The sequence below is a fragment of the Ruegeria sp. HKCCD6119 genome, assembly GCF_013110585.1.
Taxonomy (GTDB): domain Bacteria; phylum Pseudomonadota; class Alphaproteobacteria; order Rhodobacterales; family Rhodobacteraceae; genus Ruegeria.
The window spans coordinates 1-19,601 of record NZ_WVQV01000019.1 but is presented as its reverse complement, the minus strand read 5'-3'; the positions used below and the strand labels follow the sequence as shown (position 1 = coordinate 19,601).

At 53.3% G+C, this 19,601-nt stretch carries 19 protein-coding genes; 8 read left to right on the top strand and 11 right to left on the bottom strand.

The features are described 5' to 3' along the window. Positions 1–308: 308 nt before the first annotated feature. The 5 genes from GS611_RS20685 to GS611_RS20665 all read right to left on the bottom strand — a co-directional run bounded on the left by GS611_RS20685 (position 309) and on the right by GS611_RS20665 (position 7,457). Positions 309–662 carry a hypothetical protein gene (locus tag GS611_RS20685; RefSeq protein ID WP_171638596.1) on the bottom strand — a complete coding sequence of 118 codons (354 nt, stop codon included), beginning with the start codon at positions 660–662 and terminating at the stop codon, positions 309–311. 493 nt (positions 663–1,155) lie between these two features. Further along, the gene (locus GS611_RS20680) at positions 1,156–2,865 is read right to left on the bottom strand and encodes an adenylate/guanylate cyclase domain-containing protein (protein WP_171638594.1); all 1,710 of its coding nucleotides are present in this window, start codon (positions 2,863–2,865) and stop codon (positions 1,156–1,158) included. 367 nt (positions 2,866–3,232) lie between these two features. Next, positions 3,233–5,029, bottom strand: coding sequence for an adenylate/guanylate cyclase domain-containing protein (locus tag GS611_RS20675; RefSeq protein WP_171638592.1), 1,797 nt, complete (start codon positions 5,027–5,029; stop codon positions 3,233–3,235). 338 nt (positions 5,030–5,367) lie between these two features. After that, positions 5,368–7,062, bottom strand: a complete 1,695-nt coding sequence (locus tag GS611_RS20670; protein ID WP_171638590.1) for an adenylate/guanylate cyclase domain-containing protein — start codon at positions 7,060–7,062, stop codon at positions 5,368–5,370. Next, positions 7,059–7,457 carry a GFA family protein gene (locus GS611_RS20665; RefSeq protein ID WP_245218132.1) on the bottom strand — a complete coding sequence of 133 codons (399 nt, stop codon included), beginning with the start codon at positions 7,455–7,457 and terminating at the stop codon, positions 7,059–7,061. The genes GS611_RS20670 and GS611_RS20665 overlap by 4 nt, the downstream gene beginning before the upstream one ends. Before the next feature lie 297 nt (positions 7,458–7,754). Here GS611_RS20665 and GS611_RS20660 point away from each other — a divergent pair, with 297 nt between their 5' ends. Both GS611_RS20660 and GS611_RS21365 read left to right on the top strand, forming a co-directional pair. Then, positions 7,755–7,982 (top strand): hypothetical protein, encoded by a 228-nt coding sequence (locus tag GS611_RS20660; RefSeq protein ID WP_171638586.1) that lies wholly within the window; start codon positions 7,755–7,757, stop codon positions 7,980–7,982. Next, positions 7,967–8,236 (top strand): DUF6714 family protein, encoded by a 270-nt coding sequence (locus tag GS611_RS21365; protein ID WP_371732310.1) that lies wholly within the window; start codon positions 7,967–7,969, stop codon positions 8,234–8,236. Before GS611_RS20660 ends, GS611_RS21365 begins: the two co-directional genes overlap by 16 nt. A 383-nt stretch (positions 8,237–8,619) precedes the next feature. Here GS611_RS21365 and GS611_RS20655 read toward each other — a convergent pair whose 3' ends face one another. Beyond that, a complete protein-coding gene (locus GS611_RS20655) occupies positions 8,620–9,453 on the bottom strand; it encodes a PHB depolymerase family esterase (RefSeq protein WP_171638584.1) in 834 nt (277 codons plus the stop codon). 328 nt (positions 9,454–9,781) lie between these two features. Continuing rightward, positions 9,782–10,243 (bottom strand): hypothetical protein, encoded by a 462-nt coding sequence (locus GS611_RS20650; protein ID WP_171638582.1) that lies wholly within the window; start codon positions 10,241–10,243, stop codon positions 9,782–9,784. 385 nt (positions 10,244–10,628) lie between these two features. Here GS611_RS20650 and GS611_RS20645 point away from each other — a divergent pair, with 385 nt between their 5' ends. Both GS611_RS20645 and GS611_RS20640 read left to right on the top strand, forming a co-directional pair. Further along, the gene (locus tag GS611_RS20645) at positions 10,629–11,540 is read left to right on the top strand and encodes a homocysteine S-methyltransferase family protein (RefSeq protein ID WP_216598361.1); all 912 of its coding nucleotides are present in this window, start codon (positions 10,629–10,631) and stop codon (positions 11,538–11,540) included. A gap of 318 nt (positions 11,541–11,858) precedes the next feature. Then, entirely contained in the window at positions 11,859–14,357 is a 2,499-nt protein-coding gene (locus tag GS611_RS20640; protein WP_171638580.1) for a hypothetical protein, read from the top strand. Positions 14,358–14,456: 99 nt separating this feature from the next. Here the strand turns inward: GS611_RS20640 and GS611_RS20635 are convergent, their stop codons facing one another. The 4 genes from GS611_RS20635 to GS611_RS20620 all read right to left on the bottom strand — a co-directional run bounded on the left by GS611_RS20635 (position 14,457) and on the right by GS611_RS20620 (position 17,036). Further along, positions 14,457–15,383 carry a DMT family transporter gene (locus GS611_RS20635; protein WP_171638578.1) on the bottom strand — a complete coding sequence of 309 codons (927 nt, stop codon included), beginning with the start codon at positions 15,381–15,383 and terminating at the stop codon, positions 14,457–14,459. A gap of 253 nt (positions 15,384–15,636) precedes the next feature. Then, positions 15,637–16,065, bottom strand: a complete 429-nt coding sequence (locus tag GS611_RS20630; protein ID WP_171638576.1) for a hypothetical protein — start codon at positions 16,063–16,065, stop codon at positions 15,637–15,639. 43 nt (positions 16,066–16,108) lie between these two features. After that, positions 16,109–16,411, bottom strand: coding sequence for a chorismate mutase (locus GS611_RS20625; protein ID WP_171638574.1), 303 nt, complete (start codon positions 16,409–16,411; stop codon positions 16,109–16,111). Between the two features lie 28 nt (positions 16,412–16,439). Next, positions 16,440–17,036: a TetR/AcrR family transcriptional regulator gene (locus tag GS611_RS20620; RefSeq protein WP_171638572.1), complete on the bottom strand. Its 597-nt coding sequence runs from the start codon at positions 17,034–17,036 to the stop codon at positions 16,440–16,442. A gap of 14 nt (positions 17,037–17,050) precedes the next feature. Between GS611_RS20620 and GS611_RS20615 the strand changes: the two genes are divergently transcribed. The 4 genes from GS611_RS20615 (at position 17,051) to GS611_RS20600 (ending at position 19,457) form a co-directional block, all read left to right on the top strand. Beyond that, complete coding sequence (locus GS611_RS20615) at positions 17,051–17,512, top strand: hypothetical protein (RefSeq protein WP_253285153.1); 462 nt, start codon at positions 17,051–17,053, stop codon at positions 17,510–17,512. Next, positions 17,512–18,015: a DUF1772 domain-containing protein gene (locus tag GS611_RS20610; protein ID WP_171638570.1), complete on the top strand. Its 504-nt coding sequence runs from the start codon at positions 17,512–17,514 to the stop codon at positions 18,013–18,015. Before GS611_RS20615 ends, GS611_RS20610 begins: the two co-directional genes overlap by 1 nt. After that, positions 18,012–18,656 (top strand): LysE family translocator, encoded by a 645-nt coding sequence (locus GS611_RS20605; protein WP_171638568.1) that lies wholly within the window; start codon positions 18,012–18,014, stop codon positions 18,654–18,656. Before GS611_RS20610 ends, GS611_RS20605 begins: the two co-directional genes overlap by 4 nt. 312 nt (positions 18,657–18,968) lie before the next feature. Further along, entirely contained in the window at positions 18,969–19,457 is a 489-nt protein-coding gene (locus GS611_RS20600) for a hypothetical protein (protein ID WP_171638566.1), read from the top strand. Positions 19,458–19,601: the final 144 nt, after the last annotated feature.

Here is a 19,601-nt window from a genome sequence, read left to right as displayed (position 1 = left end):
CAGTGCTCTGGGATATAAACCGCCAGCCCCGGAAACCATCGTTCAATTGGACCAAAGGCCGGTCATGCACTAACAATCAACTTGGACCACACAAGTGGGGCTGATCACCGTCTGCCCCCCAAAAAAATTTGCCTACGCGCAAAAAACGTGCGGAAAACTCTTTCCAATTTGAGGGCATTTCGCCATTGGCCAAGGTGCCAAAGAGATCAAGATCAACCATCAGCCCTCTGACGCAACTTCTGGGCTTTTTTTGCAGTCTTTATTAAATGATTCGGCCCTCGTGTTTACCTAAAGTTCCAAACTTCTCTTCAATCACGGTATGGGCCGCTCTGTCCGTAGTCCGGATCGAACGTGTACAGCCGTTCCGGCGCTAAACGCTCTTGCAAAAGGTCGATGACCGCTGCCTCGTAATCACGTGAACCTTCGAACAACTCCTCAAAGGTAATCCTTGAACATTCAAACTCGACCTGATCGATAATCGGCATCAATCCGGGGCGCCCTTGGCGGTCAACCCAATCCCACCGGGTGATCAGTACGCCGCTTGCCGAGCAGAACTCTGAAAAGAGTTCAAATCGGACGCGCCTGTCCTTTTCGTTGAGGATCAAGCGGCCGTTGGCGACGGCATCAGCCAGAAGTTTGAACAATCCAACATCTTTATTCATCGTGTTCCCTTTGTTTTGCTGTTTGCATGAGGGACGTGTGTTCACAGCAGGAAAACGCAAAATGGTTTGTTTGCGAGGCTGAAGGTTCGTCGACCCATCAAGCTATGATGACAAGCGGCCATAACTCACTGTGTAAGAGCCACCTCAGACAGGGTAGGTTTGGGTGAAATCTTGTACTGCGGCGCACGAAATTGCAGGGAAAATTCGGGCTTACTTCCACAAACTTTGCACTCGGTTTCGATCACAAATTTGCACTCCAATTTCCAGGAGGATTTCGCATGCCGCTACCGTTTGTGGTCGGCGAAGCTCGCCTCTTCCATCGAAATTTCCGAAGGAGGCGAACGGCCCTTACCAGCCATTCGTCAGATCAGGCGACGCCGCAATGCAGCTTCTCCGAAGCGGTCATTGACCGATCTCGCAGCATTTTCGCGGGGCCGACGACTGCAAAGCGGACGAAGCCGCCGGATTAGATCGCATGCCAGGTTTTGCTTTCTCAGATTGGGAGGCCTGCTTTCAGCCATCCATCCCGCCACTGCCCCGAGCATGCGGGAACGCTGAATATGGGGAGTCTCGTTTGCTCCTTGATGTCGAGATCCGGACGAAGTTCCTTCAGTTCAGCTACCGCAGCCCTTGCTGACTCCAGGTCTCCGTTTTGAGCCAAGGATGCGATGAGCATGAGATGCGTAATCACGAATTTCGCCCTAATGGCCAAGGCGTTTCGGTTGGCTTGTACGGCTTCACCATAGCGGCCAAGTTGGAAAAATGAGGAGGCTTGCCCGACATATGCTGCGTGTCGTAATGGATCTTTCGGACTGAGATTGATCGAGTGTGTCGCGTGTTCCAGAGCTTCTTCGGGTCTGTCGAGAAAATTCAGATTGATGCCAGCAAGCATGTGAACGATCGCGGCGTTCGGATTTTCAGCTAGTGCTTGTTTGAAAACTGCGCGCGCGCGCGGCAGGTCTTGTGCAAGCATCGAGATCGAGTGTGCGGCGTAAGCCAACGCAATTCCATCCGCGCGATCACTTAACAATACACGTTCCGCTGCGGCGACGGCAGCCTTTGGCCCTTCGTCAATCGGTTTCAGCCCCTGCACCATCCTTTGGATATGCAACCACGCAAGCAATCCAGCTGCCGACGAATAATCAGGATCGCGCTCCAACGCCAAACGTGTAAGGCGAATGGCCTCACGGTTGTCTTCGTCCGTCAACAGGTGAAAATGTGACTGGGCCTGGAGATAAAGTTCATACGCATCGAGGTTTTCTGTCGGTTTTTCCCGAGCGCGGACCGTCTCGGCATGGCGAACGGACGGTTCGATCGCCGCGACAACTTCCTGTGTGACCTGATCTTGAAGGTCAAAAACATCGTCCAGCAACCCATCGAAACGATCGGCCCAAAGATGACTGCCATTCTCGGCATCAATTAACTGTCCTGTTATCCGAAGACGCTGGCCTGCGCGCCTCACCGACCCCTCCAGCACATATCTCACGCCGAGCGCCTGCCCGACTTCGCGAATGTCGGTGCTCTTACCTTTAAACGTAAAAGATGAGTTTCGCGCCACGACCATCAACCAACGAAACCGAGACAACTCTGTTATGATGTCCTCGGTTATTCCGTCAGCGAAAAACTCTTGCTCCGGGTCGCCCGACATATTGTCAAACGGCAGCACAGCAATACCGGGTTTCTCAGAATTGACAGTTGGACTTGTAACCGCCGAACCGATAGGCCAATGCCACACACCAACTGGGCGTGCAATGTTCTTCAACTCAGTCTGCTGGCCGCCAGAGAACGAGGCGGCGGCGTTCCTGTCCAGGCTGTTATGTGCTGTATCAGAAAGCAATATCTGCCCCGGTTTCGCTATTGCCTCGAGACGGGCAGCTATGTTGATACCGTCACCGAATATGTCATCACCTTCCGAAACGACTTCGCCGGTATGTATGCCGATGCGGATTTGGATTTCCTGTGGTCGGTCAGCGATCTGAACAGCAATCGCGCATTCTGTTGCGGCTGATGCAGAGCGAAACTCAACAATCCATCCGTCGCCCATGCTTTTGATCAGTCGCCCATCATGGGCTGCCAAAGCGGGTATTAGATGATCCTCTCGGAAAGCCTTGAGCGCTTTGAGTGTTCCGTCCCTATCCTGATCCATCAACGCCGAGTATCCGGCAACATCAGCCGCTAGCACCGCAGCAAGCCTCTTTTCCATAGTTCTCTCCCCGCTTGTTGGAAGCTAGCCTGCAAAGAGAGCACTGTCAGCCAGATAATCAGAGCAAGGAGGTCCTATCAGGAAAGCGCAACCGCTTTGGGCTCCTTGTCGCCATTTTATCGTTCGCAGCATGTTCGCCCGACAGGTCGCTCATCCCGACACGAATGGCCCTTAGCTGCTGTATTTGGGGCCGATTTTTCTACGACGCGACTTTCCGAAAGCGAACTTCTGAGAAGCGTTGCGGAAAATGTCGGTTAGGGCGACGCAACCGTCACGGAAATTACCAAGATTGGATAGGGACCTTTGAATATCCAGAAGACCAGATCTCCTAGCAAATCGGAGCATTAGCAGACCGATATGCCATATCTCAACACGACACCCGTACAAACTTCACTGGTGTGTCAAACCCAGACAAGCTTGCTTCGTCCCATATCAACTCGCGCTGCCGGACCGAATCCAGCAATTCTGTTTGTGCCAATTCCTGTGACAAAACTACCTCTCCACCTTCCGCTTTCGATTGAAGACGCGCGGCCAGATTTACTGTGCTTCCAAAGAAATCCAGTCCCTGGTCTGAGCGCATGGCGACACAAGTCCCCTCGTGGATGCCAATCTTGAGTTTCAGATCAGGGTGGTTATTCAGTGCATTGAACTCGGTGATCTCGCGCTGGACGTCAATTGCAGCCTGAAGCGCTGCTTCACCGTCAGAGAACGCGGCCATAACTGCATCACCGATAGTTTTCACCACGATGCCACCGTGTTTTCGCACGCACTTTTCCATGACCTCGAAATGCGAAACCACAAGCGCATATGCTGACGCATCGCCAATGGATTCATAAAGCGCAGTAGACTTCTCAAGATCAGAAAACAGGATAGCAACCTGACCAATCCCCGCCGTCTGTTTAGCCCCGAGTAATTGATCGGGACAGAAATCGCGGAAAGCTGGCAAAGTGGCAAGCCTGCCGATCGTCAGCCTGTTCTTGCTGAACTTGGCGTTTTCCACCACGATTGTCCGTAGCTCTGACCCATCATTGCGAACTGAAATTGTGCGACCAGACCGTGTCGGATCACTTTGAACAGTATCGCCCGTCAGCGTCACACCAACCCAGGACGTACCATCGTAATCCGCAACAATTTCACCACCTGCCTCAACCGTCCGAATGCGGTATTGCCCCGCTGGCACAGCCAGTTCTTTTTCAAGGGCCTGGTTCGACGCAACTGCTTCCTGCCACTTGATGTGTGGCACATTGGCAGGGGCCATCATGCAAAAGCTTCCGCGTGGCAATGTCCGGAGCCATGCAGACGGGCTAAACACCAATTCGACATTGTTCACGAAATCCCGGTCAAAATCGACATTGCACGACGAACAGTGCGCCGCGTCCGGAACATCGGCGAGGTTTTCTGCATCGGCTTTTCCATCGCGGCAACGCGGGCAAAGGATGACCCACCGCATGCTGAGGACGCCTGCCTTATGGGCAGCAATGCAAGTTTCGATAATTTGTTGTTCTGGCACGCCCCAGGCACTTGCCAGTTTCAATGGACGAATGCGGCGCAAAGAATGCGGATCAGCTTTCAACAGGAAGTTGCTTAGCGCACCGGTCAATCCGTGACCAAACGGGCCTTGGTCGATCTCCTCCATCGCCTCCGCCAAACGTTGCTTGGCCCGTCCGGATACTTTATGCAACTCGCCCCGCGGGACCGGCAGACGCAGGTTCTCGTACTCGGCCATGGTCTGGCGCATGGCTTTAACCGGCTGCTGCGTCATCCAGTGAAGGACACCGAGGCGAATAAGAGCGGTCCCGAGCAAACTACTCCATCGCGCAAGAAAAATACCTTTGACGGTGGTTTTCCCATCGTTTTCATCGAAATGGACATGGACCGTCAGCTCATTAAAGGGACCAGTTTCAAACAGGCGGGTTTGGCTGAAATACTTTTGGACAGCCCATTCCCCCATTCTCTCTCGCCATCTAAGCTTAATCAGACCAATTTTCTTGTACGCTGCGCGTTCGATTGATCCATCTGCCGTAACCACATCTTCAGCTTCATATGGAGAGAACCCGGCGCTGCTGATGGCGTGCATACGCTGTGAGTCGGACAACAAGGTCCAGACCTCATCAACTGGTCTGTCGAATGTCAGTATGTGCTCGATCTCCAGTGTTTTTTCCACTCCCGCGCCTATGAGCGACATGCCAAAACATTTTGGTCAACGGATCCGCAGATACAAATGGCTTCCCCAGAGAAAGTGCCAACCATGGCGCTTTCAAGCAAGCATTAACTACGCGCCAGTTGAGTTTGCGTTCTAACCGGAGACTACGTTTATGAGGTTAATCGAGAGACGCATGAAGTGCTGAATCTGATCGGAGCAATTGCCGATATTCCGAATTGAGCGCTTTCGCTGCCCGCTAATCCAAAACTAGGTTTATGATCATTCGCGCATCTCGTGGAGTTGGAAGACGATCTTCGCATCCAGTTTAAAATGCTTGTGGCACAAACTCGGGCGAGCTTCTATTCGGGCAGCCCCAACGAGCGAAGCCCATCCAGGATAGCGTCCCAACGTGTTGGGTCCTGAAAATGGAACCTGCGCACGCCGCTAACTCGGAAGTCCGGATTTGACGCAATTAGGGCATCCCGCGCCCTTTCTCCTTGATCAGGTAGACCAGCCTGACCAGCCGCGCTGGCAAGATACAATTGTGCGACCGGTAGTCCCGGCGAATTTTGCAGCGCTCGGTTGGCGTTGGCGATAGCTTTCTCGAAGTCGCCCATAACCAGATAAGTCTGGGCCAACGCTTGTGGGACGCGGTGATAAATCCGGTTCTTGGCCAGAGAAAACGAGCCCTTTTTGATGGACTTCAGCGCCAGCTCTGGTTGGCCCATCAAGTTCTGGATCCAGCCCAGTACCATATGCCCCTGGGCGAACTGCGGACTGATTTCGAACCCGCGTTCAACACACCGCACCGCCGCATCCAAATCGCCGGTGATACCGTAGTGAAAAATCCCCCGGATCAGGTGCACGTAGTCGCTTTGATCATTCAACGACACCGCCTTGCTCAGCCCGGCGTCAGCGGCTTCGATATCCTCCGGGCTTATCGGACGGTAGCCCCAAACCAATTCGCCAATCAACGTGTTCGCCTTCATCCCAACGGCCATGAAATTGCGTGGCTGGACCGTCAGGATCCTGTCCAACAGATGGCCGGCCGCCTCCCATTCTTCGGGCTGCGATCCCATCATGTAATGCCCCGCAAGGTTCAGCATTGCCTCGGGGTCGTTTGTCTCCGTTTCCGCTGCGCCCTCAGCAATTCGCTGCAGAATTCCGTATCGGATCGTTGTTGCGATTTCCCCAGACAACAGATCTTCTGCCGCGAAAGGGTCGGAAAGATCACCGTTCATCCGCTGGGTCAGGTAGGTTGCTGACGTGCTCGTCTCACGCAGCTTAAGTGTTGCGCGGACCTGGTTGCCGGAGGCCTGAAACACCGCCGTGGCGATATGATCCGGGTCCGCGTCGGGGGCGATCAGATCCAATCCCGTCAGATTGGCAAGCGCCGCCTCCACAGTATGATTGCAGGCTTCGGCCAGCATCTTTGCATCGTCATTGCTGCCGAGAGCTTCGAACGCAGCGAGGGCTATCGTTGGTTTTTTGGACGTAACCCCGATGGACGGTGTGGTGGCACTGTTCAGTGCACCACGTTGGTCGGGAGGCCAGACAAAGGCGCGGGTCGGGCGCGAGATGTTTTTCAGTGTCAACTCACCGACATCAGCGAACAGCTCGTCCATTACGCCAACAATCTGGTCACGGACAGCAGCAGAGATGCAGATCCCGCCCGTCGGGGCTGCGCCTTCTAACCGAGCCGCAAGATTCACACCATCGCCATAGATATCACCATCATCAACAACCACATCGCCCATGTGAAGGCCCATGCGGTAACTGATCTGCCGATCTTGAGGCACGGACTCTTCCTCTGCGCGAACGGCTTCTTGTGCAGATATCGCGAAGCGAACCGCTTCCACAACGCTTGAAAATTCGGCCAGAAATCCATCGCCTGTCGACTTGATGATCTTACCCCCAGCCTGCTCGATGCCGGGGTCGAACACGGACAGACGCAGTTGTTTCTGACGCGCCAGCGTGGCTTCTTCGGCGGCTTCCACAAGCCGCGAGAAGCCGACAATGTCAGCCGCCAGGATCGAGGTAAGTTTGCGCTTCACCCTTGGGCTCGCCTGTTCAAGGAAATCCAACCGGTTTTGTCCGGTTCGGGCATAGCGACACCATCCCCTCCGAACGATGTCGGAACCGTCTTCCACTTTGGCAGGCCATCGGCCATGTCGAAAACACGCTCGCCGTAGAAGATGTGAAAGGCCGGCTCGAAGCTCATCCCAGATTCATCCAGCGACATTGCGTAGACCGCGACGATGTCCTTTCCGGGTTTGATATTTACCAACGCCCCCCCGCATTTGCCGCAGGAAACACGATGGCTTTCATCATTCTTGTCCGATTGAACCGTCGGTCCTGACAATGAGACATTGTCTGCCGACCAGAGGCACCAAGCATTGACAGGCGCCGAATGCCATTTTCTGCAAGAGTGGCAATGACAATATGCCATGACCATCGGCTTACCGGCAGCAGAAACACTACATGCGCCACAATAGCAGATTCCTTGGTAGGTTTCAGAATCGCCACTCATCATCTTCTTCCCAAATCGGTCAAGGGCGCTCTTTGTATCACACTAGGGACACCCGGCTTCCTCAATACACTTCTACACATACATCCCAATTGTGCTGCCCCAAAGTAGCTTCTTCGTCTCCGCTGCTGAACTTCGAACAATGTCCTGAAAAAGCCTCTGTCCGGTGTCCATCGCAATCACTCGATTTCGGGGTTTCAGCCAGATTAATATGTCACCATGCCAAAGGTAACGACAACAACGGAAGCTCTTGCAACACAGATCATTGCTGCGTTTGATGGCCTTGAGCCACCTGCTGATGATGAACTTCTTCACCCCGAATGTTTGGATGACGTGGATATTCTTGCATTCTATGGCGGGGTCAAATGGCATGAGTTGACCGATCAAATGATCGTACACGGTTACGCTGCCCCCACGGCTTTCAGTACTACTTGCCCGCGTATCTGATTTGGAATCTACAAAACTCAGACAGCCCGGAATATGCCGGTGAAAGCATTCTGCTGGCACTCAACCTAGGCACATCGAATGAAATGCTGCACGAGTTCAGGAAGTCCAAGTTCAACCAGTTAACGCCTGCACAGAACGAGGCCGTGTTGAGGTTTCTGTATCATTTCAGCGACCATCCTGCTCTCGGTGAGCTTGCGGATGCAGCCTTGGTCAATTACTGGATTGACCAAGGCGTGCGGTCATCGGGTCGATGATTTTTATGTATTTGATGTGGCTCTTCGCAGCGCTATTTGTCCTAACCGGGTTACTGCTGTCAGTGGCTGAGAGTGAGTAATGGAAACGGCTATAGGGCGGGTCCAGTGCGCTGGCACTCGACTTTTTTGCAATATCGATGGCAGCAGTTGGTTTGCTTAGAGGCCAGATAAGAGTTCATTTTTCGATTATCCGCCGCTCCAGCCAGCCGCGTTTGTTCTTCAGCGCAATCGCATTGGTATTCGCCGCTGGCATCAGTGTCATCATTGCTGCTATCTGGGAAATTTTCTTTAAGTATTAGAAAGGTTTAACCGGCACGGTGTGCCTCAGAGCAACCGGACTAGTTTTAGCTAAGCTGACACGACCGCTGTGATTTCGTGGTTCGTCAGTTTTCCAAACCTTCGAACCAGTCGAGCGCCATCGTGCCCCAATCTTTTGGGTAGCCGTGTCCGCCGTCGTGCAAAAAGAGTTCAAGACTACCGTGTTCGCATTCCCACCGTTTGCGCCAGAGATTGGCTCTCACTTCGTTTTCCGCCGCGTTGTGTTGGCATTCGTTAGTTTGGCGCCACAACGCAAGACCTTCCCAGATATCGGCCTGGGTAATGGTGACATCGAATTCTTCATTGTGTATTGATCTGCCCTCAAGCGGCACAACTTTGTCAGTGAAACCGTGTGTGTGAAGCATGTGAACTGGCCCGAGGCACTCGTGCGTCATTGGGAGCCAGAAGCCACCGGAAGCAGGGGCATAGCCACGCGCCAGATCTGGTGCGAGGCACGCAACTTCCCACACCATGGAACCACCTCGTGAGAACCCTGTAAGCAACACCTGGTTCGGATTCACTTTTGCGCGGGTCGCGACATCCGCCAGCACGTCACGGAGAAACCTGACATCAGAGCGGGGATAGGTGATCCACCCATCCCGAACCGACCAGTCAGCGGGTTTGCTTTCCTGCCATGGCAGTGCGGTCGGCGCCACAAACGCATAGCCCCGCGCGGTGAATGCTTCGACGAACTGCTTGTTTTTGAGCACCTTTGCTCCGGACCCGCCATAGCCATGCAAATGTATCACGACTGGCCCGCCCCGCCATTCATCTGGAAGGGTGATATGGTACTCACCAGTGTCTATTCTGCAGGGTTTGGTTACTTCGCCGCAATCAAGCGCAATGGCCTGTCCCGAAATCAGAAACATGGACAATGCAGTTGTTACTTTTTCGAGCATATCTGGTCCTCACCTAATGTCTGACCGTACCATATTACGAAAAGGATTCTTTCGAGACGGCGTTGGTGCAGAATTCAACTTTGCGGAGCAGCCTCACCTGACTGGTTCAAGTTGATTGTTAGTGCTTCAACGGCTTTTGATCCTTCAGGATGATGGTTTGAGTTGCCGGAGGGCGAAACACGAACTCACATTTCGCGGGGACCAAGCGGACGTACGCCGCAATAATGCAAGTGATCCCGAAAGGATTTAGACCAAGCCGCGATAGCCACTTAAGACCGACAAAGTTCGAGACCAATCGAAACTGTGCAGATACTGAAGCGCAGCCGTCTTAGTCAGGGATTTCCACTGTTCCGACAATGTGAGTTCGCCTCAGGGGCAGCGCTTGGTATGCTGAGGCGATGTCTGTTGTCGCGATACCGCTGCCAGTCATTCCTTCGTAGCGCCCTGTCCCGGAGACGATTTCCCAAGTGTTTGCCTCGCCTTTTTCCCCGGCCTTCCATCGCATGATAAAAGTATCATCACCTTCACCGAATACGCATATACCATTGATCGAGTTGGTGCCGTCTTCGAACCCAAATCCCGAACCCAAACATCTGGCGGGCCCGTCATCCATTGGACCTTCAATTACTTCGAAACCACCCGTGTTGTCCGTCAGGTGAAAAATGTGATCACCAAGATCAAAGTTCTCTTGGTTCAGAGGGTAGACATTGTTGATCTCGATACGTTGCTCGTCAGCACTGGCGGGAACACCGAGTATCGCCAAAAGCTGGATGATCCATAAGATTCTCATTTGGCTCGCTAAAAAATGTCACTCATCTTAAGGGCCTTCAAAGCATTTACAATCAGCAAAAATGCTGATGACCGTCCACTTATAGTGTGTGGGGAAAGCGCTAATACAATCTCGAGATTGGGCCTTCACGGTCGTTAGATCGGACACAGAAAGTTAAGCTGACGGGTAAATCTGCCCGACGAGGTGGCCCAAATCGGCCATTGGCAATGGCTTGATGTATCCGCGGTTCAGCCCGCCGAAGGGGGCGTTCGCTGAGGTTGCGAGTTGCCCGGGAAGATGAGGTCATTCTCACGGCAGACACCCTGTCGCCGCCCTAAGGTTCACAGGAGGCCCAAGACAATGTAGGTTTCTTGTGAAAGCATAACGGCAATAGGCGTAGATCAGAATGGCCCGACAGCTCTCACTCGAAGGTGATAAGACCTTTCTGGTTTACGCCGGCACTGGCACCGACCTGATATTCAATCATGGAGTTGAGTTACCCGGTTTCGCGTCGTTTCCATTGCTGGAAGAACCTAGCACTAGGGCAATACTGGCCGGTCAAATGCAGGCACTTGTCGATCTCGCCCGTGAAATGAATGTCGGATGCATCCTTGATGCGCCCACATGGATGGCGAACGCCGACCGGGCAGCGCCCTTGGGGTACGATGCAGAACGGCTCGCCGAAGTAAACAAAGATGCGGTCAGTCTAATGGAAGAACTGCGCCAAGCTTCCGCACGCAATGATGTACTGGTGTCGGCCTGCATCGGTCCACGTTATGATCCTTACGCCGACATCCCGCCGGTATCCGTCGAAGATGCACGTCAATACCACGCCGCTCAAATGCAAAGCCTGAAAGACACAAGCGTCGATCTGGTCACCGCTTATACATTCAACCGTCTCAGCGAGGCAGCGGGATGCATCCTCGCCGCCCGAGACGCTGATCTGCCAATCATAATGTCTCTGGTTGTTGAGACAGACGGGCGCCTGGCAGACGGAACCAAACTTGTGGACGTAATTGATCAGATCGACGGGGCAACCGACTCCGCGGCGCTGTTTTTCATGGTCAACTGCGCTCATCCGACCCATTTCGGCAGAGCGCTTGGCAACCACCCCCGACTTAGAGGCCTGGTGGCTAACGCTTCGAGTTGCTCGCATGCGGAACTTGACGAAGCGGATGAGCTGGACGAAGGCGATCCAATTGAACTTGGCAAACAAATTGCCTCGATTGCCCGGCAGAATCCGTCGATTCAAGTATTTGGAGGGTGCTGCGGTACGGACATGCGCCACCTGAAATCGATGGTCGGCGAATTGGCTTAGCCAACTTGGTTCAATCTACACGTCGACGTTGAAAGCTCTGGGGATACCGAGATTTCTTTCCGCAACTTGTTAGGAGCGGCCGAATGCAATCATTGATCGCGTTCAATTGCTCATCGGTATTTTTCTCGTTCAAAGCGGACTTTCACGCATGTTGCAGCCCTTCGGGCTCTATAGGGCAGATCCAGCCGTCGCGTAGAAAGCTCTGACCGGTCGATTTAAACGCCTTGGTTCACACTATTGCTTGTGTATCATGTCGGGAAACGGTGCCGCCTTACAGATATACACCTTCCTTGGCCGCACTTCTGCGGAGTGACGTTAATGCCCGCCATCGATGATCTCTCATGGCCTGAAGCATATTTCGAGCTTCTGCCACTGATAACTGACAAGTGGTCAGTAGAGAATGAAGTTTACTTTCACCGTCAGGTAAGCGCCGGTAAGTCCGGTGCCCTTGTCTATATTGTCGACATTACATGCGATGGATTCAGTGGTCAGGCCATTCTCAAATTTGACGCCCTTCCCGATCCGGAATGGAAAGAAAAAGCCGAAAACCAAAGGCATCTGGAGGCGTTCGAGGCGGTTCCTGCGTTTGGATCAAAGCATCTGGCACGCATCGTCCATTCTTTGGAACACGACCGTAAGATCGCGATCCTTTCCACGGTCGTGGCGCAAGGACTTGAGTATTCGCTTCCCTGGAACGATTGTGGCTACGAGCTCGCCTTGAACGTTCTTCAGCGGCTGTCGAGAAGTCTCCTTGACGACTGGAACGTCGATTATGAAATGGCACCCGGATTGCACTCGCCCCGGGATCTTCTTTCCGGATGGCTCGGCTACAGACTGGATCCCGATCTAGGTCGTCTACACCAGTTCCTTTCGGATGTTTGCGGTCATGATCCGAACGAACGTTGCCTAATGTTTGAAGGTCATTGGTACCCGAATCCGTTGGCTTTTGCCTGCGACGAGAAACTGCCAGGCCGATTGAGCCTCAGAGCGGCGCAAGGTCGCGTGCATGGGGATCTCCATGGGTACAATGTACTGGTTCGAGCGCACCAAAGCCGCGATCCTGATTATTTTCTGATCGATTTGGCGCTATACGAAGACAACCAGTTTTTGTTTTACGATCATGCGTATTTTGAGTTGGCATACCTGCTGGCACGACGCGGAAACTGTAGTCCTACTCAATGGGATGCCATCCTTGATGACCTTGGCCTCTTTCATTCAAAACACCACACATTGGGGCTTTGGCAAGATGACGTCGGCATCGTCGAGTTCGTCAGAACTCTCCGACGAGGGGCTATGAGTTGGGTTGAGCGCCACGAAAGCCATCGGCTCAGCTTTATGGAAAGCCAATACTTGCTGGCCCGTGTAGCAGTGGGCCTGAATTTCGCGCACAAGAACCTCAGCGTCGGTGCACGCAGCCACGCATTCTTGTACGCAGCTCACAATCTCAAAGACTACATGACACTCAACAATGTCGAATGGCCCAGGCACGGACCTGTGTTTCGATTTCCGACAACACTGGAACCTTTGTCAGGCTCTCAACCTGAGGCCGAAACCCTTGCACCAATGACCGAGCCTCCAGCCGAAAAAGACCGTCTGTTTGATCAGATGGTCACTCAGCTTCCAACGCCGCAAAAGCCGGTAATCGCAGTGTTGCCATTCGACTGTATCAGTGGGCAAAGTGACGACAATGGATTTGTGGCGGGCATCAACCATGAACTTGTGACCGAACTTGCAAAGGTGGATTGGCTGTCGGTGGTCTCACCCACTTCCACCAAGCTCCTCAAGGATGCTTCACTAGCCGGCGAGGAAATCGCGCAACGTCTCGGGGCGCATTATTTGGTGGAAGGCAGCGTGCGCTATGACGATCAACGCGTTCGCGTAACGGCCCATCTGGTAGATACATCGAATGGGCATGATCTTTGGGCCGATCGCCTGGACCACAAAACGGATGATGTTTTTTCCCTGCAGGAGGAAATCGCTTCGGCCGTTGTTGGGCATATAGATTGGGAGTTGCGGTTCGACTTGCGTGAACAAGCCCGACTAAAACGTGGTGAGGTCAACGTTTGGGACAAAGTTCAAAAAGCACTGTGGCATCTATTCAAATTCACAGATGAAGATACTCAAAAGGCAAAGGATATATTAGCCAGAACCATCGACATGACGCCGGACTATGCGCTTGCGCATGCAGTGATGGCAAATGCCGAGCTTCGGAAACTGTTCTTTGACCAGGTCGATGATCGGGAAGGGGCGAAGGAACGTGCACTCTATCACGCAGAGCGCGCTGTGGCACTGGATGAACAAAGTAGTTTCGCGCATGCCAGCCTCGCCCGTGCATACACCCAGTTTGACAGACACGACACCGCGATAGCAGAGGCAGAACTCGCAGTCAGCCTCAACCCAAGCGCAGCAAACGCACATTTGGTCCTTGGATATGCGCATCTCGCAAATGGGCAGGCGACGCTTGCGTTACCGCATTTTGAGACCGCAACCCGATTTGGCCCATCCGGTCCATATTTCAAGATCAAGTTGTTGGCTAAAGCATTTTGTCTTTATTTTCTCGACAGATTTGACCAGGCCGAGGCTTGTGCGAGAACAGCATTAGAGGGAAAATCGGTTGATCCATTCGGCCGCTATGTGTTGGCGGCAATATTGATACGGGGAAAAGCCACAGACGAGGCGAGACGAATAATTCGCCAGAGCCAGGAAAAACGCCCCGACATGTCTTGTTCGCGCGTCCGTCTGGCGTTCGAAAACCTTCAACAACGCGATCTTGACAAATTTGTCGGTGACCTCATGAAAGCTGGTTTACCGGATTGAGCTTCGCGTCTTGTTGGCTGGGCAGTGCGGTAAAATATTCCATTCAAATCGCGGCACCCAAAAACGATGCCAGATACCGTTCCACTGGCAGCGCACCTATCAATGAGGCGGATGGTCCGTAGCAGCTGGTCGACTGTGCAATCGGGTTGCGATTAGAACACCACCGATAATCAGCACACCGCCGACGCCTTGATAAATCTGAAAGTCCATACCCTTTAGAGCAACGGCTTCGACCGCAACGAGTATCGGTACGAGATATGCAAATAGGGAAGCAGTTGATGCGCCAACTTCGTTTGTCCCGAAATTGAGCAAATGGAGATAGATAGCACCCATGCCAACTCCAATGAACAAGATCGAGCCCCAGACCTGCCAGGAATAGTCTAACGGTTGAACCGTGCCAGCTTCGTGAATCACGACAAACGGCAGCAGAACGACAATTCCAACAATGAAAATCACGAACAAGCCTTCGTCAGGCCTGGGGTGCATGTTCCATTTTTTGAGAAGAACCAAATATAGCCCGCGGCAAGCATTGGACGTTATCATCAACAGGAAGGCGAGATGCGGGTTGAAATTGAATAGGTTTTCTAGATCACCACGAAACGCAAAAACCAGCGCCCCAATGAGTGCAATTATTACGCCCAAATACTGGACAGAACGCAAGCGTTCGTTAAGCAGGAATGCAGAAAACAAGATCGTCAACAAAGGCACACTGGTGTACCCCGCGCCAAGATCTATTAGGTCATTGGATCGGAGCGCTGAATATACAAACCAAGGCGTCGCCACCACACCAATGCAAGCAAGGATTGTAAAGCGGAGCCAACTTCTTTTGAAGTGTTGGAGCGGTTTGCTCCGCCCTCTCATAACAAGAGGAAAAACAAACATTGCCGCAATCAAGCAGCGCCAAAATGTCAGTACAACCGGGTGCACTTCACTAACTGCCAGATTGCCGAACAAGAAGTTCCCAGCGCTGATCAGCATTGCGAGCAACAATGCCCCATAGGCTAGCGCGGTTCTATTCATTTTCATGATTACATCAGAGCATGACCAGCTTTTGAAACAAAGTATCAAACGATGCAGCGTTTGCGTGAATGTTGTATTAGAAAACTTGTACTGCTTCGACCTTGAAAATCGAAAACCGGCCCATTCCTGCCATTTGCCGACTGGTCGAGATGCTGCGGTCGCAGCCCGCATTCCGGACATTCGCTGCAAGCACGAACTCAGGGCTTCGTCGATCTCACACAATGCGGACCGAGACGCCATTTGGCCAAGAAGTTGAAGGTCAGATTTGTCCGGTAAGGTCGGCTTCTGCCAAGTTACCAAAAGTAAACTCGGCGCGGGTGAGAAAAGGCGCGTTTTCTGCAAGTTTTCTCAATTCTTCAAGTGATAAATACAACGGCGTTGACGGATCAAGTCTTGCTTGAGCACGGCTTCTGAAGAATTTCCCGTACTCTTCCACATAGACACGGTCCTTTGGCGGCATGTCAGCGAGATGGTTGGTCAGGAAGTTGTCGTAGTGGTGAACCGCTTCCGCAAACCTGTCCTGCCGATGCCGCGCCATTGCACGAAAAAGTTCCGCCTTGGCCAAGAAATATGGTTGCGCTTGGAACCCGTCCAGGCGGTCAAGAACGCCCTGATAGTCACCTGCTTGCATTGACTTCACTGCCTTATGAAAAATCCCAGCGGCCCTGATATCGCGGATGAGTTTCATAGGTCCGCCCCATCATCTGCGCCGCTGGCGTCTCCGAAAGGCATTATTGCCCAAGCTCCTTGATTTCCCGCTGAATCGACCATTCGATCAGCTCAGCCCAAAGCTTGTGCGCGAGGTCTGGGTCCAGCCCCTGTTCCGACGCGGTTGTGCTGACCTTGTCCAGCACCGCAGCAACCCGATCCGTTGTGCGTGCGGGCAATCCTTCAATCTTCTTCAGATCCACTGCCCGGTCGATATAGTGGCTCCGCTTGACCAGCAGGCCTATCAGGTCCGTATCGATCGCGTCGATTTGGACGCGGAGATCGGCCATGGTCTGGCAGGCATTGGGCGCGAGAAGGGTCGTCATGTTTTGATTTCCTTTGGTAGTTTTGGGTCTAGCCGAGAAGGTCGCGGAGGAGCTTTACAGCCCTCGCGGACCTCTCTTGGCAAAAGGTCTCCGATGGCTGAGGAAGGCGACCTATGACGCGCCTGATCTGCTGATCGCCAATCAACAGGTCGAGATAGAGCGCCACAGCCTCTCTGGTATTTTCGAAGTTGAGCACGCCCTCGTCCCGGGCACGCAGCAACACCCGTTCGAGCAGTGGAAACACTGCCTCCCGCCCCGCCTTTGAAAGCGTCGCGCCGAGTTCACCGCTACTATCGGCTGCTGCGGCTCGATTAAGGGCAACAGCGCGATCACCTGTTAGCAAATCCAAAAGCTTCGGACCCAACGTTCCCAGAATTGAAAGTGCGTCGTTGTCGGTTTGCAGTTCGGATTCCAGATGCGCTTTAACTTCTTCAGCGTTCTTTGTGACAAGTGCGCGGAACAACCCCTGTTTGTCCCCGTACCAGTTGTACAACGTCTCATTCGAGGCGCGCGCATGCTTGGCAATGCCCTGCATGGACGTTCCTCCGTACCCTTTGGCCTCCAACACTTCGTATGCAGCCGCCTCGATCTGTTGCTGACGCAGGGATCGCTTCTCTTCACGCAAAATTAGTCTCCAGCATGTTGACAGAAACCGTAACGATAATTACGGATATATGCAACCGTAATCACCGTTACGCTTTGGAGAAGCAAATGGGACAACCTAATCGTCATGTCATCGCCGCGCTGGCGACACTCATCCTTCTGCAGGGAATCATGCTGTCCGCCTTATATGCCGGGATCAGGCCCCACCCGCCCATCGCCACGCCTTTGTTCGGCATTGCTCCGTTTCTTGGGGCCGCGATGTCTGTCGCTTTGGGGGCTATCATCGTGCAGCCGCTGGAAAGTCGGGCAGGACGCATCATGAGCGTTCTCGCAGCGCTCATGGCCCTGGTTTCCTTCGGGCCGCAGAAATACTTCGATGCTCAATTTGGCCTGATCTACCCGGCGGTACTGCTCGGTCAATTCGCTGCGCTGGTCATCTTTGCCTTGGTCGCGTCAGCGGCGCGCCAACACCGGGAACTCGGGGCGGAGCGGGTTTAATGGCTCGGTTGCTTTTGCCGATGTCGATGCTTTCACTCCTAAGCATCGGTGCCATCTTCGGGTTTTTCTACGCCTGGGTCTGTTCGACAGTGTGGGGCTTGGACGCGACAGACCCGCGAACAGCCATCGCCGCAATGCAGGCAATGAACGCCTCGGTCCGGAACGGAGTGTTCTTCCCGGCTTTCTTTTTGACCCCGATCATTCTGGGAGTAACGGCCTACATCGCCGCTTGGCAGCTCAGGAAGAGGTCAGCCATGTTATTTGGTCTGGCCGCCATTTTTTACATCGTCGGTGCCTTCCTCATCACAGCAGCGGTGAATGTCCCCATGAACGAAGCCCTGGCGGAGGTTGCCGTACCAATTGACATCGGATCAGCCCGTGAAATTTGGCTAGATTACTCAGCCTCCTGGCAGGTCTGGAACGTGCTTAGGACTATTGTGAGTGGGGTTTGCCTGATCCTGACCGGCCTTGCCATCTACTTTCCGAATTTGGAATCCGCATGATGGAAATTTCTCTTTTGACATTCGCCTTTCTGGCGCTGGTTGTTGTTTTGACGCCAGGACCAACCGTTCTCCTCGCCCTGTCCAATGGATCACGGTTCGGCATCGCTACCGCAGGGTACGGCATCGCAGGAGCCGCAATCTCTGATGCCGTTCTGATCACAGCTGCCGGTCTGGGGCTCGGTGCGCTTCTGGCCGCATCAGTTTTTTGGTTCAATGTCGTCAAATGGATCGGTGTCGGCTACCTCGTCTGGTTGGGCGTACAAATGATGCGATCTACCGGCCAGTTGGAACCGGTCGCGAACCCATCCGAAGACAACAGATCGGGAACGCTTCACAACAGAGTTGCAGTCTTTAGAAAGAGCTTTCTTGTCGCTGTCACAAATCCCAAAGGCTACCTGTTCTTCACAGCTTTCCTTCCGCAGTTCCTCACACCGAATGAGGCGATGTTTCAACAGTATGCAACACTGGCTGTTGTCTTTATCGCAGTCGATGTCGCGGTTATGGCCACCTATGCAGGGCTGGGCGCAAAGGCAATGCACCTTTTAAGTGACCGAGGAGCGCTCTGGATCGACAGGACCTGTGGCGGATTGCTCATCACCCTTGGCTGCGCCTTGGCATTTGTCCGACGCAGCGATGTGTAGTTCGCTTTTCGATCCACGCTTTGCTGACGTTCGGGCGATGTGAAGCACCCAGTTTCTTGAGGCTCGCTGCCGACCTGGGAGGCGGTGCAGCATTGACCTCAGTGGGGCACAACAGCCCGGCCACGGACGGCCCGTTCCGGACATTGAGCACAAGTCCTGATCGCTGCAGTGCGGCCCGTCAGACCCGACTTTCGCTGCGAGAGCACGATCCAGGTTGGATCAAGCGACCGCAGAGCGGACGAAACGGACATTGAGGTCATGTCAGATTTTGAATAGCTTTGGGCAACTGGCAACCTAAAGGAGGACTCTGCATTGCGCGAAGCAATCTCAATCTCGCTTTTGCTCCTGTTGCTCGGTTGTGCCTCACCATCATCTGAAAACGAAGTCGCTGGAGCATTCTTTCCGTTTGCCGACCGACCAACGGAACAGGTCACGTTGCAACACGATATTCAGATAGTGAAGGGATCCGTTTTTCACTTCGAGCAAGACGGTTCCAGAGTTATTCATCATTTCGCTCCAGTCGCCACTACTTTAGACAGAAATACCTACGTTGTTTCAGTATCTTCTGTTCTGGACATCGTTGACTTCATGAACGGCGACTTCGATGCGGAAAGCGATGTTCGCGCCGTGATAGCCGCAGCGCAAGCCTATTGCGAACAAACGGGCTATATACGCCAAGGTAGTGACGCCATCATTTGGGTCGGTGAAAAATCATCATCTCTTGTTGAATTCTGTATTCCGAAAGGCATTGAATTACCCCCATTCTACAAAGCAGGTGATCGGGTACCAAGAGGGCAATAAGTAAAAGGCCGTTGCTATTTTTGGTCCAAAATCCAGCCACTCGGTGCGATGCTCCCGATTAGCTAAGGGCTCGTTCCAGACCTCAAATTCGGCGCAGCATCCTGTGATATGTTGCATCGGTCAACGTCGGGTTGTCGTTCTGGG

Excerpts from the sequence above, each read along its gene's own strand:
- GS611_RS20625 (WP_171638574.1), bottom strand. The coding sequence starts at position 16,411 with ATGACGACCCTTCTCGCGCCCAATGCCTGCCAGACCATGGCCGATCTC.
- GS611_RS20665 (WP_245218132.1), bottom strand. The coding sequence starts at position 7,457 with ATGGCATATTGTCATTGCCACTCTTGCAGAAAATGGCATTCGGCGCCT.
- GS611_RS20655 (WP_171638584.1), bottom strand. The coding sequence starts at position 9,453 with ATGCTCGAAAAAGTAACAACTGCATTGTCCATGTTTCTGATTTCGGGA.
- GS611_RS20630 (WP_171638576.1), bottom strand. The coding sequence starts at position 16,065 with ATGAAACTCATCCGCGATATCAGGGCCGCTGGGATTTTTCATAAGGCA.
- GS611_RS20615 (WP_253285153.1), top strand. The coding sequence starts at position 17,051 with ATGTTGACAGAAACCGTAACGATAATTACGGATATATGCAACCGTAAT.
- GS611_RS20635 (WP_171638578.1), bottom strand. The coding sequence starts at position 15,383 with ATGAAAATGAATAGAACCGCGCTAGCCTATGGGGCATTGTTGCTCGCA.
- GS611_RS20605 (WP_171638568.1), top strand. The coding sequence starts at position 18,012 with ATGATGGAAATTTCTCTTTTGACATTCGCCTTTCTGGCGCTGGTTGTT.
- GS611_RS20685 (WP_171638596.1), bottom strand. The coding sequence starts at position 662 with ATGAATAAAGATGTTGGATTGTTCAAACTTCTGGCTGATGCCGTCGCC.
- GS611_RS20660 (WP_171638586.1), top strand. The coding sequence starts at position 7,755 with ATGCCAAAGGTAACGACAACAACGGAAGCTCTTGCAACACAGATCATT.
- GS611_RS20610 (WP_171638570.1), top strand. The coding sequence starts at position 17,512 with ATGGCTCGGTTGCTTTTGCCGATGTCGATGCTTTCACTCCTAAGCATC.
- GS611_RS20680 (WP_171638594.1), bottom strand. The coding sequence starts at position 2,865 with ATGGAAAAGAGGCTTGCTGCGGTGCTAGCGGCTGATGTTGCCGGATAC.
- GS611_RS20650 (WP_171638582.1), bottom strand. The coding sequence starts at position 10,243 with ATGAGAATCTTATGGATCATCCAGCTTTTGGCGATACTCGGTGTTCCC.
- GS611_RS20640 (WP_171638580.1), top strand. The coding sequence starts at position 11,859 with ATGCCCGCCATCGATGATCTCTCATGGCCTGAAGCATATTTCGAGCTT.
- GS611_RS20645 (WP_216598361.1), top strand. The coding sequence starts at position 10,629 with ATGGCCCGACAGCTCTCACTCGAAGGTGATAAGACCTTTCTGGTTTAC.